Origin of the sequence: Actinomadura meridiana (assembly GCF_039537545.1) — a bacterium.
GTDB lineage: Bacteria > Actinomycetota > Actinomycetes > Streptosporangiales > Streptosporangiaceae > Spirillospora > Spirillospora meridiana.
In genome coordinates this window covers 83,612-97,528 of the sequence record NZ_BAABAS010000026.1, presented here as the reverse complement: position 1 = coordinate 97,528, position 13,917 = coordinate 83,612, and the positions used below count along the sequence as shown (strand labels likewise).

Here is a 13,917-nt window from a genome sequence, read left to right as displayed (position 1 = left end):
CCGGTTCCACCTCACGCTAGGGTGCGGCTTCGTGACCGTGCTCATCGTGACCGGGACCTGCACCGGAGTCGGAAAAACCGTCGTAACCGCGGCACTGGCGGCGGTCGCCGCCGCCCGGGGCGCGTCCGTAGCCGTAGTGAAACCGGGCCAGACCGGCGCCCACACCGGCGACCCCGGCGACCTGGACGAGATCCGCCGCCTGGCGGCCCTCGACGACGTGCACGAGTTCGCCCGCTTCCCCGACCCCCTGTCACCCGCCGCCGCGGCCCGCCGCGCGGGCGTCCCACCCGTCCGCCTGACGGACGCGGCCGACCACATCCGCGACCTGGCCACCGACCGCCGCCTGGTCCTGGTGGAGGGCGCGGGCGGCCTCCTCGTCCGCTACGACGACGAGGGCACCACGATCGCCGACCTGGCCCACGACCTCAACGCCCCGACCGTCGTCGTCACCCGCCCCGACCTGGGCACCCTCAACCACACCGCCCTCACACTGGAAGCAATGGCGCACCGAGGCATCCAACTGGCAGGCATAGTCATCGGCGCCTGGCCGAACACCCCAGACCTGGCGATGCGCAGCAACATCCGCGACCTGGAAACAATCGCCGCCCGCCCCTTGTCAGGCGCCCTCCCCGAAGACGCCGCAAAACTAGACCCCCCCGACTTCCTCCTAACCGCCCACAGCTCCCTGGCCCCCGCCCTGGGCGGCACCTTCAACCCCACCACCTTCCGCACCCACCACGACCCACCCCAGAACTAACCCCACACAAACACCCGCCAACTCACACGATGTGGATCAGGTGTTCATGGATGATGCGTCGGATGTGATCGAGTACGACCTTGCCGTCGACACTCTCGTCCCAGGAGATGCCGACCTCGGTCAGGTCCCCCTCGCCCTGGTGATCGAGGACCTCGACATCGGCCTCGTCCGGTAGGTAGAGGTGCTCCCGGATCTCCTCGACGGTCATGTCCCGAGGATCCGCCGGATAGACCACGCCATGAAGCACGATCTTCGTCCGTTGGTCGACGGTCGTCGCCATGGGGGGGAGTTCGGCCATGGGTTCCCGCTCTACTTCTTCCACGGACGCCAACGGCTTGTCTCGACCTCGATGTTGAACGGCTCCGGCAGTTGGATCGTCTGGCCGAAGTCCCATGACTCCCGGTGCAGGTAAGCGCCCGTGGACGGGTCGGGGATGCAGTAAAGAGTCGTCTTGGCCTCCTTCGGCGCTCGGTCGACGAGGAGGTAGTAGGGAACCTCGACGCGGGCGCATTGCGACCACTTGTTCGGTTCCGCCAACCGGCGCCCGCCCTTCGGCGGCCGATCCTGCTCGGAGTTGCTGGGCGAGCTGACCTCGACCACCATCTCGATCTCGTCCGGCGACAACCCGAAGGTGTCGGCGTCACCGGCCGCGGCCAGGGCGTCCCCCGCCAGGACGACGAGGTCGGGGATCAAGGACTTGCCCGCCGTCTCCCGGCATAGGTTGACGCCCTGTGCGGCCACCCACGGGTAGTCGGGGTCGCTCATCGAGGCGGTCGTCACTGCCAGGGCGAGGTCGTGGAGGATCATCGCATGCCCCAGGGTGGGTGCCGGTGACACGACGATCTGACCCCCGATGATCTCGATCCGCATTCCCTCGAACGGAAGATCGAGAAGGTCCTCCACCTCGCCGCGCACCCACATGCCCCACAGCGTGTCATCGGACACGCCGTCAAGATGGGAAATCAGAGTCTTCGTCACGTCGTGCGACCTTTCCCTCACGATCTGCTCCCGGTCATCGTAGAGAAGGGTTGTACCCAGCGTAGCCAGATCCTTCGAACCTGTGGTCGAAAATCTTGGGAGGCTGCGGGGGCACCGGCTAGCGGCGGAGGCGGGTGATGAACTTGTAGCGGTCGCCTCGGTAGAGGGACTGGGCCCATTCGACGGGCTGGCCGGTGGTGTCGAAGGCGTGCCGGGAGAGCAGGAGCATGGGGAGGCCGACGTCCACGCCGAGGAGCTGGGCGTCGTGGGGGGTGGCGAGGACGGTCTCGATGGTCTCCTCGGCCTCGGTGAGGTGGACGTCGTAGGCCGTGGCGAGCGTCTCGTACAGGGAGCGGTGGCGGGGGAGTTCGCGGCGCAGGCCGGGGAAGCGGCGGGCGGGCAGGTGGGAGGTGTCGATGGACATCGGTTCGCCGTCGGCGAGGCGGAGCCGGTGGACGCTCAGGACGCGGCCGCCGGGCCGGATGGCCAGCAGCGTGGCGAGGCGTTCGTCGGCGCTGACGTACCCGGCGTCCAGGATGCGGGTCTCGGGGTGGAGGCCGTGGTGCCGCATGTCCTCGGTGTAGCTGACGAGCTGGAGTTCCTGCGACACCTTGGGCTTGGCGACGAAGGTGCCCTTGCCCTGGATGCGTTGCAGGCGTCCCTCGACGACCAGTTCGGCGAGCGCCTGCCGGACGGTGGTGCGCGACGTCTCGTACTTCTCGGCGAGGGTCCGTTCGGGGGGCAGCGGGCTGCCCGGCGGCATCGACTGGATCAGCTCGACGAGGAGCTCTTTGAGCTTGTAGTACTTGGGGATGCGGGGTGCCTGGTTCGGGTGCCGTTTACCGACGTCGCCCAGCGGGATCCGGTCGTAGCCGTGCTCGAATCCGCCCCCGTGCCGGGGCCCGCCCCTGACCTCCGTCACGGCATCTCCTCACGTTCATCATCGGTTTTCCCGATGTTACGTGTGCAGACTACGGCCGGTAGAGCAGGCGATCTTCGCCAGGGCCTCCCGGAGCCGTATGAGGTCCGACTCGCCGAGCGTCGCCCGCGCGGTGAGGCGGAGGCAGGCCCGGCCTGGGGGAACGGACGGCGGACGGAAGCAACCCACGCGAAGCCCTTGTTCCGCGCAGGTTTCGGCGGCTTCGACGGCCGCGTGCGGTTCGCCCAGGAACACCGGGACGACGGCGGCGGCCGGGTCGGTCGTCTCCAGGCCGGAACTGGCCGCGAGCTCGGCGAGACGGCGGGCCCGGGAGCGAGCGCGGCCCGGCAGTTCGGGGTCGCCTTCGAGGACGTCGAGAGCGGCGAGAGCGGCCCCTGCGGCGGGCGGGTTCAGACCGGTGTCGAAGATGAACGACCGGCCGGTGTCGACCAGCGCGTCGATCACCTCGGGGGCGGCCAGGACGGCGCCGCCCTGCGCGGCCAGCGACTTCGACAGCGTGACGGTGAGGACGACGTCGGGTTCGCCCGCGAGCCCGGCGGCGTGCGCGGCGCCCCGGCCGTGGTCGCCGACGACGCCGAGCGCGTGCGCCTCGTCCACGACCAGCAGCGCGCCGTGCCGCCGGACGGCGGTGTGCAGGGCCCGCAGCGGCGCGAGGTCGCCGTCCACGGAGAACACGGCGTCGGTGACGACGACCGCGTGCTCCTCGTCCCGGTCGGCGAGGGCCCGTTCGACGGCGGCGGGGTCGCGGTGCGGGACGATCACGACCCGGGCGCGCGACAACCGGCAGGCGTCCACGATCGAGGCGTGGTTGACCCGGTCCGAGACGACGAGCGCGCCCGGCCCGGAGAGGGTCGTGACAGCGCCGAGGTTGGCCATGAACCCGGACGAGAACACGAGCCCGGCGGCACTGCCGGTGAACGCGGCGAGCCGCCGGTCCAGCTCGGCGTGCAGCTCGGTCGTCCCGGTGACGAGCCGGGAGCCCGTCGAACCGGTGCCCCACGTGCGGGCGGCGGCGACGGCTCCCGCGACGAGACGCGGGTCGCCCGCGAGCCCGAGATAGTCGTTGGACGCCATGTCGACGAGCCCGCCGGGCCGGTCGGAGCGGGGCCGCAGCGTCCGCCGGAGCCCGGCCTCGGTGCGGCGCGCCGCCGCGTCGCGGAGCCTGGCGAGCGGGTCCCGTACTGCGGTCATGCGCGCATCCTGCCAGTTCGTCCCGCCATGGGGGACGCGCGGGGCACCAGAACCCATCGGCGATGATGGTGGCGTGCCTACCTTGACCGATCTCACCCGGGGTCGTAGCGACCTCACCAAGCAGGACCTGGAGTGGTTGCACGCGCTGGTGTCCGACTGGCAGCTCCTCGCCGACCTGTCGTTCGCCGACCTGCTGCTCTGGGTGCCGCTGACGTCGGTGGAGGGCGTGCCGGACGACTCGTCCCGCGGCCGGCGGCCGGTACCGGACACCGGGGAGACCGTCCCCGGCTGGTTGGCGATCGCGCAGATGCGGCCGACGACCGGGCCGACCGCCTACCCGGAGGACCTCGTCGGGAAGATCGTCCGGACCGGACGGCGCGGCCTGATCGACGTGGCGTGGCGCGAGCGGCGGATCGTCCGGGAGGGCGACCCCGAGTGGGGCAGTGGCATCCCCGTCCGGGAGGAGTCGATCCCGGTGCGGCGCGGTGACAAGCTCCTCGGCGTGATCCAGCGCAGCACGAACCTCAGCTCGGCGCGCACCCCGAGCCGCCTTGAGCTGACCTATCTCCAGAGCGCCAGCGACCTCGCGACGATGATCTGCGACGGCGCGTTCCCGTCGCCGAGCGAGAAGCCGAACCTCGTCCGCTCACCGCGCGTCGGCGACGGCCTGATGCGCCTGGACCGTTTCGGCAACGTCACCTACTCAAGCCCGAACGCGCAGTCGGCCTACCGGCGGCTCGGCTACCCCGCCGACCTGGTCGGGGAGGCGCTCGGCGAGGTCACCGCCGCGCTGTGCGACACGGGGGAGCCGAGGGAGGAGGCGCTGAGCGTCGTCCTGTCCGGCCGGGCGCCGCGCGAGGTGGAGGTCGAGTCGCACGGGTCGATCATGCAGCTGCGGACGATCCCGCTGGTCGTCGACGGGACGCGGATCGGCGCGATCGTCCTGTGCCGCGACGTCACCGAACTGCGGTGGCGCGACCGCGAGCTGATGTCCAAGGACGCCACCATCCGCGAGATCCACCACCGGGTGAAGAACAATCTGCAAACGGTCGCGGCACTGCTGCGGCTCCAGGCGCGGCGGTTGCAGATCCCGGAGGGGCGGGCGGCGCTGGACGAGGCCGTCCGCCGCGTCGGGTCCATCGCGATCGTGCACGAGACGCTGTCGCACACCCCCGACGAGCTGATCGACTTCGACGACATCGCGGACCGCGTCATCACGATGGCGGGGGAGGTGTCCATCCCGGAGACCAAGGTCGCGCCGAAACGGTCCGGCAGCTTCGGTGTGCTACCGGCCGAGGTCGCCACGCCGCTGGCGATGGCGCTGACCGAACTGCTCCAGAACGCTTTGGAACACGGCCTCGTCAACCGCTTCGGGACGCTGGAGGTCATCGCGCGCCGCTACGGCGAGGACCGTCCCACCGAGCACAGCGGTACTGACAACGAGCACAGCGGTACCGACAATGGGGCGGCGGAGGATCGGGAGGCCCCGGCCGAGGGCGGCCGTCTCGTCACGATCGTCGCCGACGACGGCGTCGGTCTCCCCGCGGACTTCGACGCCGAGGGCACCACCAGCCTCGGGCTGCAGATCGTCCGGACCCTGATCGTCGGTGAGCTGGGCGGCCGCCTCGACTTCCGGCCCCGTCCCGGCGGAGGCACCGAGGTCGTCGTGGACGTGCCGCTCACCGACCCGAGGTTCCAGCGCCGCCAGCCACCGCCCCGCGACGCCTGACCGGTGCGACCTTGAGGGTGCCGCCCGGACGTGGACGCGGTTGGGGAAGTGCTGGGTCAGACGCGGGCTCGGTCAGATGCGGGCTCGGTCAGGCGCGAGCGGGGTCAGACGCGGGCGCGGATGCGGGACGCGCGGCGCTTGAGGGCGCGGCGCTCGTCCTCGCCCATGCCGCCCCAGACGCCGGACTCCTGCCCGGACTCCAGCGCCCAGCGCAGGCAGGCACCGCTGACGTCGCAGCGGCGGCACACCTGCTTGGCCTCTTCGATCTGCAGGATCGCGGGCCCGGTGTTGCCTATCGGGAAGAACAGCTCGGGGTCCACGTCACGGCAGGCTGCGCGATGGCGCCAGTCCATGCGGTCCACTCCTTCGTCAGGTGGTGGAGATGCTCCACCTTTGTGAACGATTTCACATGTCGCGAACACCCAGGGTGGCTGTAGCCAGGTCCAGGGGTGAATGTTCGGCGGCGGCCGCGAGACGGAGACCTACGGCGTCGGGGTCTCTCCTCGGCGGGCGCACTTTGAGCGTGTCAGGGGGGGTGAAGCGGCGCAAGACCTTTGAGAAAGGATTCTCAAAGTATGGGTGTCGCATGTGTCACACCCGGAGGTCAGGCGTGTTACTTGGCTCTCACCTGGCAGGCGACGCGACGTCAAATGACGATGCGTATCGCCTTCGGGACCGACCGGAACGTCACCGCGCTCTGCTCGCCAAGGTAGTCGCCGTCCAGTTGAAAGGCCATCGGACGGTCCGCGCGCAATGTCACCTCGGCCGCGTCGTGCACGTTCACCACGTGTCGTCCCTGGACGGGGCGGTGCCGCGCCGTCAACATGCGCGCCGCGGTGCCGAGCGTTGGCAGGGGCGCCAGTGAACCCAATGCGAACACGTCGATGCCGCGCGAGAAGTTCGCCTTCGGACTCGGATTCACCGGAAGGCGACCCATGAAAGTCCAGGGCGACGTGTTGGAGATGAAAGCGAGGAACAGTCCCGCTTTAGCCGGACGTCCAGGTTGTTCCAAAGTGAGGGCCGGATGGCGCCGATCCGTGCCGGAGAAGAAATGCCGGATCGCCGTCTGCACGTACAACGAGTTGTACGCGGTGGCACCCGCCGCGCGGCGCCGTTCCACTTCCCGGACGACCTCCGCGTCCAACCCGACGCCCGCGCAGAACGTGAAGTAGCGCTCCGTGCCGCCCGGATGGGAGGCCGTGCCGAGCCCGATCGTGCGATGCCGACCCGCGCGGAGCGCCTCCAGCACCGCCTTCGTCGCGCCGATCGGATCGCCCGGCAGGCCGAGCGTCCGCGCGAAGACATTGGTACTGCCCGACGGGAGCACCGCCAGCGCGGGCAGCTCCGGCGACGGCCCCTCGGCGAGAAGCCCGTTGACCGCTTCGTTCACCGTCCCGTCGCCGCCGAGCGTGATCACGACGTCGTAGCCGTCCACGGCCGCCTGCCGGGACAGCTCCGTCGCATGCCCGCGATGTCCGGTCTCGGCGAGGACGAGGTCGAGATCGCCGGAGAACGCCCGGATGAGAATGTCACGGGCCCGCCGGGAGGTGGATGTCGCCTTGGGATTGGCGATGAGCATGGCGCGCACGCCACGAGCGTACCGACCGTTCCGGACACGTTCTCCCCCCGTTCGCCCCCGCAACGGGCCTCGGCACCGTGCGGGTAGGGTTTCGGGTTGTGTCGAAACGTCCCGTCACCGTGCAGGCCGCCGCCGTCCTCGAAGCCGTGGAGGGCGTCGCCGCCATCGGTTTCGGCGCCTACACCGGCGTCGAGACGGCCACCGGTGAGGCCTTCGACGCGGCGAGCGCGATCGGCGTCACCGTCCTCGCCCTCGCGGGCGGCCTCGGCATGCTCGCCTGCGCCCGCGGACTCCGGCGCGCCGACCAGTGGAGCCGCGCCCCCACGGTGCTGACCCAGCTGTTCGCACTGCCCATCGCATGGTCACTGTGGCAGAGCGACCGCCCCGCCATCGCACTGCCCATGGCCGTCGTCGCCGTCCTCGCGCTGATCAGCGTCCTCAGCTCGCCCACCACCGCGTGGCTCCTCGAAGACGACGAGGACACCGAACACGACGACGACACCGAACACGGCGAGGACATACCCGAAGCGGCTGCGGCCCCGGCTCAGCCCGAAGCCCCGCAGACGCCCGCCGAACCGCGCTCCCTGGGGCAACGCCTCAAGGACCGCCTGAAAGAACAGCCCACCAAGGACTGACCGACCCGACCGGGCCCTACTCGTCGGCGGTGAGGCCCTCGCGGAGCTGCGCCAGCGTCCGGGCGAGCAGCCGGGACACGTGCATCTGCGAGATGCCCAGCTCGGCCGCGATCTGCGACTGCGTCATGTTGCCGAAGAACCGCAGCAGAAGGATCTTCTTCTCCCGCGCGGGAAGCTTCTCCAGCAGCGGCTTCAGCGACTCGCGGTACTCGACGCCCTCCAGCGACTCGTCCACCATGCCGAGCGAGTCGGCCACCGCGGGCGCGTCCTCGTCACCGGAGTCGGGCGCGTCCAGGGACACCGTGGAGTAGGCGTTGGCGGACTCCAGGCCCTCCAGCACCTCCTCCTCGCTCATCTGCAGGTGCGCCGCCAGCTCGCTGACGGTCGGGGCACGCCCCTCCCGCTGCGCCAGCTCGCTGATCGCCTTCGTCAGCGACAGCTTCAGCTCCTGCAACCGGCGCGGGACCCGGACGGCCCAGCCCTTGTCGCGGAAATGCCGCTTGATCTCGCCGACGATCGTGGGCGTGGCGTACGTGGAGAACTCCACGCCCCGCTCCAGATCGAACCGGTCGATCGACTTGATCAAGCCGATGGTGGCGACCTGGATGAGATCGTCCAGCCACTCGCCCCGGTTGCGGAACCGGCGGGCGAGATACTCCACCAGCGGCAGATGCAGCTCCACGAGCTGGTCACGGATGCGCTGCCGCTCCGGGTCGCCCTCCGGCAGCTCGGTCAGGCGCTCGAACAGCGCACGGGCCCTGGCACGGTCCGGCACGCCGCTGTCGGACCGCTCGTTGCCCGCGCCGGCGATCGTCGTCTTCTCCGTCACGAGGCCCCCGCCGAACCGCGGCGCTTCTGCAACGTCACGGTGACCCGGTCGTCGGTGCCCGCCTGGGCGTCCACCGCGCCCGCCAGCGACGACAGGACCGTCCAGGCGAACGTGTCGCGGCTCGGCACCTCGCCGTCCACGGTGAGCACCGACACGGAGATGCGCATCGCGTCACCGGTCAACTCGAACTCGCACGCCAGGTCGGTCCCCGGAAGGGCCTGGGCGAGCAGCATCGCGCACGCCTCGTCCACGGCGATGCGAAGATCTTCTATTTCGTCCAGCGTGAAGTCCAGCCTGGCCGCCAAACCCGCCGTCGCCGTCCGCAGCACGGACAGGTAGGCACTCGCGGCGGGCAACCTCACGGTCACCACGTCGCGGACGGACAACTTCGTACTGGTCGGCATTGCAGCGGTTTCCTCGGTCACGTCACTCCCTCGCAGGATGGTCCCGCTGCTTCCGAAACTACCGCCTGAGAGACCCTCTTAGAGACTCCGCCGCGCTGTGTTTATTGCAGTGCACTCCTCCTTCGGGCGCTGAACGCCCTCCATCGTCGTGCCCTGCGTGCGATCGCTGCATCGCTCTCGACTCGCCTGGCGGCTCGCTTCGCGATCTGGGTCTCGCTTCGCTTGCCCCAGCCTTCGGTCGCGATCGCAACGGTTCAGGCCCAGCCCGGTCACGGAAGGTGGCTGGGCTGGCCGCGCAGGTGAACACGGCTCAGCTCGCCTAGCGGCTCGCTTTCGCGGCCTGGGGGTGTTTTAGGGTGGGGTGGTGATTCGGGGTGCGACTGTTGAGGATGTTCCGGCGATCTTTCGGCTCATTCGGGAGTTGGCCGAGTACGAGCGGGCGCTGGATGAGGTTCGGGCCACTGAGGAGCAGGTGCGGGAGAGCCTGTTCGGGGACGAGCCCAAGGTCTTCGCGCATGTGGCTGAGCATGAGGGGCGCGTTGTCGGGTTCGCCCTGTGGTTCCTCACGTACTCGACGTGGAACGGGACGCATGGGATCTATCTGGAGGATCTCTTCGTCGAGCCGGGGGTTCGCGGGCACGGGTATGGCAAGGCGCTTCTGAGCGAGCTTGCGCGGATCGCGGACGAGCGTGGGTACGGGCGGGTCGAGTGGGCCGTGCTCAACTGGAACACCCCCGCCATCTCGTTCTACGAGGCCATGGGAGCTCGGCCGCAGGACGAGTGGACGGTGTACCGGCTGGCCGGTGACGCGCTGTCCGGTTACCGGCCGCCGTCCGCGCAGACGGGGCAGGGCGCCTCCGCGTAGGTGCCCTCGGCGACCACCACACCGGCGCCCAGGCAATGGGTGCACAGGCCCGAGCTTCGGACCGCCGGGTGCTCCCAGACGGGCGGCAGCGGGTCATGGTCCTCGTCGCCCTGGGGGGCGTTCCGTGGCGTTCCGCCGACGACTCTGCGGCCGTGGCAGTACTGGCACAGCAGTTGGAGCGGGCCCAGGCGTTGCTCGCCCGTCCCGCCGCATTCCGGGCATTCGATCTCGTTGCTCACACGCACCGCCACGTTCGCAGTCCGTGCCGGGCACGGTCTTGCCCGGACACCCCACCTAGAAGGATGGCGTGCCCGCGCCCGCGCGGCAACGGGCTTGGACGCCAGAGTGCAAAGATAACTCTGAGATTCAAGAAAATCACAGGCTGCACACCCGCGTTGGCGAGGACGGCCCGATGAGGCATGCGCCCGCGGGGTTGTTCGGACATGACTGAGGCCCGGCCCTCGTAGGGGCGGGCCTCAGTATTTCTGCCGGTCAGGCCTGCTTGGTCTCCCAGAAGATCTTGTCGATCTCCGCGATTTTGCCGAGCAGCTGCTCCGCGACGCCGACGTCCATGCTCCCCTTGGTGCCGGTCGCGCCGGCGAGCTTGGTGGCCTCGTTGAAGAGCTGGTGGAGCTGCGGGTACTTCTCGAAGTGCGGCGGCTTGAAGTAGTCGGTCCACAGCACCCACAGGTGCTCCTTGACCAACTGGGACCGCTGCTCCTTGATCAGGATCGCGCGGGCGCGGAACTCCGGGTCGTCGTTGGCCGCGTACTTCTCGGCGATCGCCTTGACCGACTCGGCCTCGATCCGGGCCTGCGCCGGGTCATAGACGCCGCACGGCAGGTCGCAGTGCGCGGACACCGTTGTCTTCGGGCGCAGAAGCTTGAGCAACACCTGCGATTCCCTTCCCTCGTTGCGGATCATGCTCAGGTCACCGACATTACCCTTGTGGCCCTGAGCCCGTCCGGCCAGGGCGCTCGGTAATTCGGCCCAAGACCCAGAGTTCATGACCGCTGCCCGGCGCTCTATTCGGGCGAACGAGGAGGAACATGCGGATCCCGACGCCGGTGTGCTGTGTGCTGGCCGGGGCGGCGGTGCTCGCGCTGGCGTGCGCGCGCGAACGGCTGCTGGCCGTGGAGGTCACCGGCGACTCGATGCTGCCGGGCCTGCGGCCGGGGGACTGGCTGCTCGTGCGCAAGGGCGTCCGCCCGGGTGTCGGGGACGTCGTCGTGGCACGGCACCCGGAACGACGGGAACTCCTCATCGTCAAACGGGCCGCCCACCGCTCGGGCGACGGCTGGTGGCTGGAAAGCGACAACCAGAGCGCACGAGGCCGCCGCGACAGCTGGGACTTCGGCGCCGTCCCCGACGCCCTCATCGTCGGCCGAGTCCTCGCCCGCTACTGGCCCCCACCCCGACCCTTTTCCCTACGCCCCGCCTTCCGCGTGGGCAAGAAGGCCAAGCTGCCCTGAGCCTGAACCCGCGGCGGTGGGGAAGGCTTCTCGCTTGGCGCGGGGGGAGTGTGGGGGGCCCGTGCTCTGGGGGGAACACGGGCCTTTGGGGGGTTAGAGGCGGGCGACGCCTTCGCGGCGGGCCTGGGCGGCTACGGCCTTGGTGACGGCGGGGGCGACTCGGGGGTCGAAGGGGCCCGGAATGACGTAGTCGGGGGTCAGGTCTTCGCCGACTATGTCGGCCAGGGCCGTGGCGGCCGCCAGTTTCATGCCCTCGGTGATGCTGTGGGCTCTTACGTCCAGGGCGCCTCGGAAGATGCCGGGGAAAGCCAGGACGTTGTTGATCTGGTTGGGGAAGTCGCTGCGGCCGGTGGCGACCACGCGGGCGTGGCGGCGGGCGACTTCCGGGGGGACCTCGGGGGTCGGGTTGGAGAGGGCGAAGACGATGGCGTCCGGGGACATCGTGGCGACGCAGGATTCGCGGACGGTGCTGCCCGAGAGGCCGATGAAGACGTCGGCGCCGTGGAGGGCCTCTTCAGTGGAGCCCTTCAGGGACGCGTGGTTGGTGATTTCGGCTATCTGGTGCTTTATCGGGTTCAGGCCGTCTCGGCCCTTGTAGATGATGCCCTTGCTGTCTGAGAGGGCTATGTCGCCAATGCCCGCTTCAATGAGGATGCGGGAGACCGCTATGCCTGAGGCGCCCGCGCCTGCGACGACCGCGCGGAGGTCGGAGAGGGGGCGGCCGACCAGGCGGGCGGCGTTGGTGAGGGCGGCCAGGACGACGATCGCGGTGCCGTGTTGGTCGTCGTGGAAGACGGGGATGTCCAACTCGGCGCGGAGGCGGTCCTCGATCTCGAAGCAGCGGGGGGCGCTGATGTCCTCCAGGTTGATGCCGCCGAAGCTCGGGGCCATCCGGGTGACCGTGTCGACGATCTCGTCGACGCCGGTGCAGTCCAGCGCGATGGGGACGGAGTCGACGCCCGCGAACTCCTTGAACAGCAGCGACTTGCCCTCCATGACCGGCATGGACGCGGCCGGGCCGATGTCGCCGAGGCCGAGGACGGCGGTGCCGTCGGTGACCACGGCGACGACCTTGGACGTCCAGGTGTAGTCATAGGCGAGTTCGGGACGGTCGGCGATCGCCGTGCACACGCGGGCGACGCCCGGGGTGTAGGCGAGGGAGAGGTCGTCCTTGTCGCGGACCTGGATGGTGGAGCGCATCTCCAGCTTGCCGCCGCGGTGCAGCGAGAACGCCGGATCGTCGTCGAGTGAGGACGGTTCGGAAGGAATGGGCTGAGCAGCCACAGCGACCCCTGTCAGTGAAAGTTGGCTTTCGTTGGATGCCACCGCGGTGGTCAAGGTGGCCGGTCACACGGTGATCGTCGTGCGCGACAAACGGGGGTCGCCCGTTGTCCGATTGTGCCATACCCGGGGCCGTGTTCTTGTGGGCCTGGACGGTGGTGCCAGTCACGCGACCGTTGCCACATTGTAGCCGTTCGGTTACTGATCGCAGGGTACAGGGCGGTCCTGGGGCTCGCTCGTTGCGCATTTGTTTCGCACCCTTTATCCGGATCAAGGAGCTTGTAGTCCAAGATGTGCACCTGACCTTTGGATCTACGCGGATCCGACGCAACCATCTGAGGGGGGACCAGTGATAACCGGTTCTCTGCGTCGTCACGGGATCGTGACGGGCGCGCTTGTGCTGACGGGCGCGCTCGCGCTGTCGGCGTGTGGCGAGAAGAAGGACGAAACGGGTGGGGGCCCCAAGATCACCGCTTCCGGCGGCGCGGACGCCGCGCTGGCGGCGATGGTTCCCGACGCGATCAAGTCGGACGGCAAGATCCTCATCGGCGTGGACTCGACCTACGCCCCTAACGAGTTCCTCGACACCGACGGCAAGACCGTCGTCGGCTGGGACCGGGAGCTGTTCGACGCGGTCGCGGCCAAGCTCGGGCTGAAGACCGAGTGGGTGCCGAGCAAGTTCGACGACATCATCCCGGGCGTCCAGTCCGGCAAGTACGAGGCGGGGGTGTCCTCGTTCACCATCAACGACGAGCGCAAGCAGGCCGTCGCGATGGTGAGCTACTTCAACGCGGGCACGCAGTGGGCGACCAAGAAGGGCAACCCCGCGGGGGTCCAGCCAGGCAGCGCCTGCGGCAAGAAGATCGCCGTGCAGAAGGCGACCGTCCAGGTGGACGACATCCAGAAGCGGTCGAAGGAGTGCACGAACAGCGGCAAGCCCGCGATCACCATCGACCAGTACCAGGGCCAGGACCAGGCGACCGCGGCGATCGTGTCCGGTAAGGACGACGCCGGGCTCGCCGACTCGCCGATCATCGCCTACGCGGTGAAGAAGACGAGCGGGCAGCTCGAACTGCTCGGCGAGATCTACGAGGCGGCCCCGTACGGCTTCGTCGTCCAGAAGGACCAGAAGCAGCTCGCCAAGGCCATCGCGGGGGCGACGAAGGCGCTCCAGTCCGACGGCACCTACAAGAAGATCCTGGAGAAGTGGAACGTCCAGGCTGGTGCGACCAACGATTCGGCCGTGAACCCGTAGCC

At 69.4% G+C, this 13,917-nt stretch carries 17 protein-coding genes; 6 read left to right on the top strand and 11 right to left on the bottom strand.

Annotation, left to right across the window (positions count from 1 at the left end; translation table 11 throughout):
* Positions 1 to 31 precede the first annotated feature (31 nt).
* Positions 32 to 757, top strand: a complete 726-nt coding sequence (gene bioD, locus ABD808_RS32395) for a dethiobiotin synthase (protein WP_344905086.1) — start codon at positions 32 to 34, stop codon at positions 755 to 757.
* Between the two features lie 22 nt (positions 758 to 779).
* Here bioD and ABD808_RS32390 read toward each other — a convergent pair whose 3' ends face one another.
* The 4 genes from ABD808_RS32390 to ABD808_RS32375 form a co-directional block, all read right to left on the bottom strand.
* The gene (locus ABD808_RS32390) at positions 780 to 1,055 is read right to left on the bottom strand and encodes a hypothetical protein (protein ID WP_344905083.1); all 276 of its coding nucleotides are present in this window, start codon (positions 1,053 to 1,055) and stop codon (positions 780 to 782) included.
* A gap of 11 nt (positions 1,056 to 1,066) precedes the next feature.
* Entirely contained in the window at positions 1,067 to 1,702 is a 636-nt protein-coding gene (locus ABD808_RS32385; protein WP_344905080.1) for a Uma2 family endonuclease, read from the bottom strand.
* Positions 1,703 to 1,853: 151 nt separating this feature from the next.
* Positions 1,854 to 2,597 carry a GntR family transcriptional regulator gene (locus ABD808_RS32380; protein WP_344905935.1) on the bottom strand — a complete coding sequence of 248 codons (744 nt, stop codon included), beginning with the start codon at positions 2,595 to 2,597 and terminating at the stop codon, positions 1,854 to 1,856.
* 96 nt (positions 2,598 to 2,693) lie between these two features.
* A complete protein-coding gene (locus tag ABD808_RS32375; RefSeq protein WP_344905077.1) occupies positions 2,694 to 3,866 on the bottom strand; it encodes an 8-amino-7-oxononanoate synthase in 1,173 nt (390 codons plus the stop codon).
* A 73-nt stretch (positions 3,867 to 3,939) separates the two neighbouring features.
* Here ABD808_RS32375 and ABD808_RS32370 point away from each other — a divergent pair, with 73 nt between their 5' ends.
* Positions 3,940 to 5,595, top strand: a complete 1,656-nt coding sequence (locus ABD808_RS32370) for a sensor histidine kinase (RefSeq protein ID WP_344905074.1) — start codon at positions 3,940 to 3,942, stop codon at positions 5,593 to 5,595.
* Between the two features lie 104 nt (positions 5,596 to 5,699).
* Here the strand turns inward: ABD808_RS32370 and ABD808_RS32365 are convergent, their stop codons facing one another.
* Both ABD808_RS32365 and ABD808_RS32360 read right to left on the bottom strand, forming a co-directional pair.
* Positions 5,700 to 5,948 (bottom strand): WhiB family transcriptional regulator, encoded by a 249-nt coding sequence (locus ABD808_RS32365; protein ID WP_344905071.1) that lies wholly within the window; start codon positions 5,946 to 5,948, stop codon positions 5,700 to 5,702.
* Between the two features lie 293 nt (positions 5,949 to 6,241).
* Positions 6,242 to 7,174, bottom strand: coding sequence for a diacylglycerol/lipid kinase family protein (locus ABD808_RS32360; protein ID WP_344905932.1), 933 nt, complete (start codon positions 7,172 to 7,174; stop codon positions 6,242 to 6,244).
* A 98-nt stretch (positions 7,175 to 7,272) separates the two neighbouring features.
* Between ABD808_RS32360 and ABD808_RS32355 the strand changes: the two genes are divergently transcribed.
* A complete protein-coding gene (locus ABD808_RS32355; protein WP_344905068.1) occupies positions 7,273 to 7,809 on the top strand; it encodes a hypothetical protein in 537 nt (178 codons plus the stop codon).
* Positions 7,810 to 7,825: 16 nt separating this feature from the next.
* On the opposite strand, the gene ABD808_RS32350 is transcribed toward ABD808_RS32355, so the two are convergent.
* Both ABD808_RS32350 and ABD808_RS32345 read right to left on the bottom strand, forming a co-directional pair.
* Complete coding sequence (locus ABD808_RS32350) at positions 7,826 to 8,584, bottom strand: RNA polymerase sigma factor SigF (protein ID WP_344905930.1); 759 nt, start codon at positions 8,582 to 8,584, stop codon at positions 7,826 to 7,828.
* Positions 8,585 to 8,634: 50 nt separating this feature from the next.
* On the bottom strand, positions 8,635 to 9,063 hold the full coding sequence (locus ABD808_RS32345) for an ATP-binding protein (protein WP_344905065.1): 429 nt from the start codon (positions 9,061 to 9,063) through the stop codon (positions 8,635 to 8,637).
* A 343-nt stretch (positions 9,064 to 9,406) separates the two neighbouring features.
* Here ABD808_RS32345 and ABD808_RS32340 point away from each other — a divergent pair, with 343 nt between their 5' ends.
* Entirely contained in the window at positions 9,407 to 9,907 is a 501-nt protein-coding gene (locus tag ABD808_RS32340; RefSeq protein ID WP_344905061.1) for a GNAT family N-acetyltransferase, read from the top strand.
* Here the strand turns inward: ABD808_RS32340 and ABD808_RS32335 are convergent.
* Entirely contained in the window at positions 9,862 to 10,158 is a 297-nt protein-coding gene (locus tag ABD808_RS32335) for a hypothetical protein (RefSeq protein ID WP_344905058.1), read from the bottom strand. The genes ABD808_RS32340 and ABD808_RS32335 overlap by 46 nt on opposite strands.
* 241 nt (positions 10,159 to 10,399) lie before the next feature.
* Positions 10,400 to 10,801 carry a superoxide dismutase, Ni gene (gene sodN, locus ABD808_RS32330; protein ID WP_344905927.1) on the bottom strand — a complete coding sequence of 134 codons (402 nt, stop codon included), beginning with the start codon at positions 10,799 to 10,801 and terminating at the stop codon, positions 10,400 to 10,402.
* Between the two features lie 155 nt (positions 10,802 to 10,956).
* Here sodN and sodX point away from each other — a divergent pair, with 155 nt between their 5' ends.
* Entirely contained in the window at positions 10,957 to 11,379 is a 423-nt protein-coding gene (sodX, locus tag ABD808_RS32325; protein ID WP_344905055.1) for a nickel-type superoxide dismutase maturation protease, read from the top strand.
* A 93-nt stretch (positions 11,380 to 11,472) separates the two neighbouring features.
* On the opposite strand, the gene ABD808_RS32320 is transcribed toward sodX, so the two are convergent.
* Positions 11,473 to 12,663: an NAD(P)-dependent malic enzyme gene (locus ABD808_RS32320; RefSeq protein WP_344905052.1), complete on the bottom strand. Its 1,191-nt coding sequence runs from the start codon at positions 12,661 to 12,663 to the stop codon at positions 11,473 to 11,475.
* A gap of 379 nt (positions 12,664 to 13,042) precedes the next feature.
* Here ABD808_RS32320 and ABD808_RS32315 point away from each other — a divergent pair, with 379 nt between their 5' ends.
* Positions 13,043 to 13,915 carry an ABC transporter substrate-binding protein gene (locus tag ABD808_RS32315; RefSeq protein WP_344905049.1) on the top strand — a complete coding sequence of 291 codons (873 nt, stop codon included), beginning with the start codon at positions 13,043 to 13,045 and terminating at the stop codon, positions 13,913 to 13,915.
* Positions 13,916 to 13,917 lie beyond the last annotated feature (2 nt).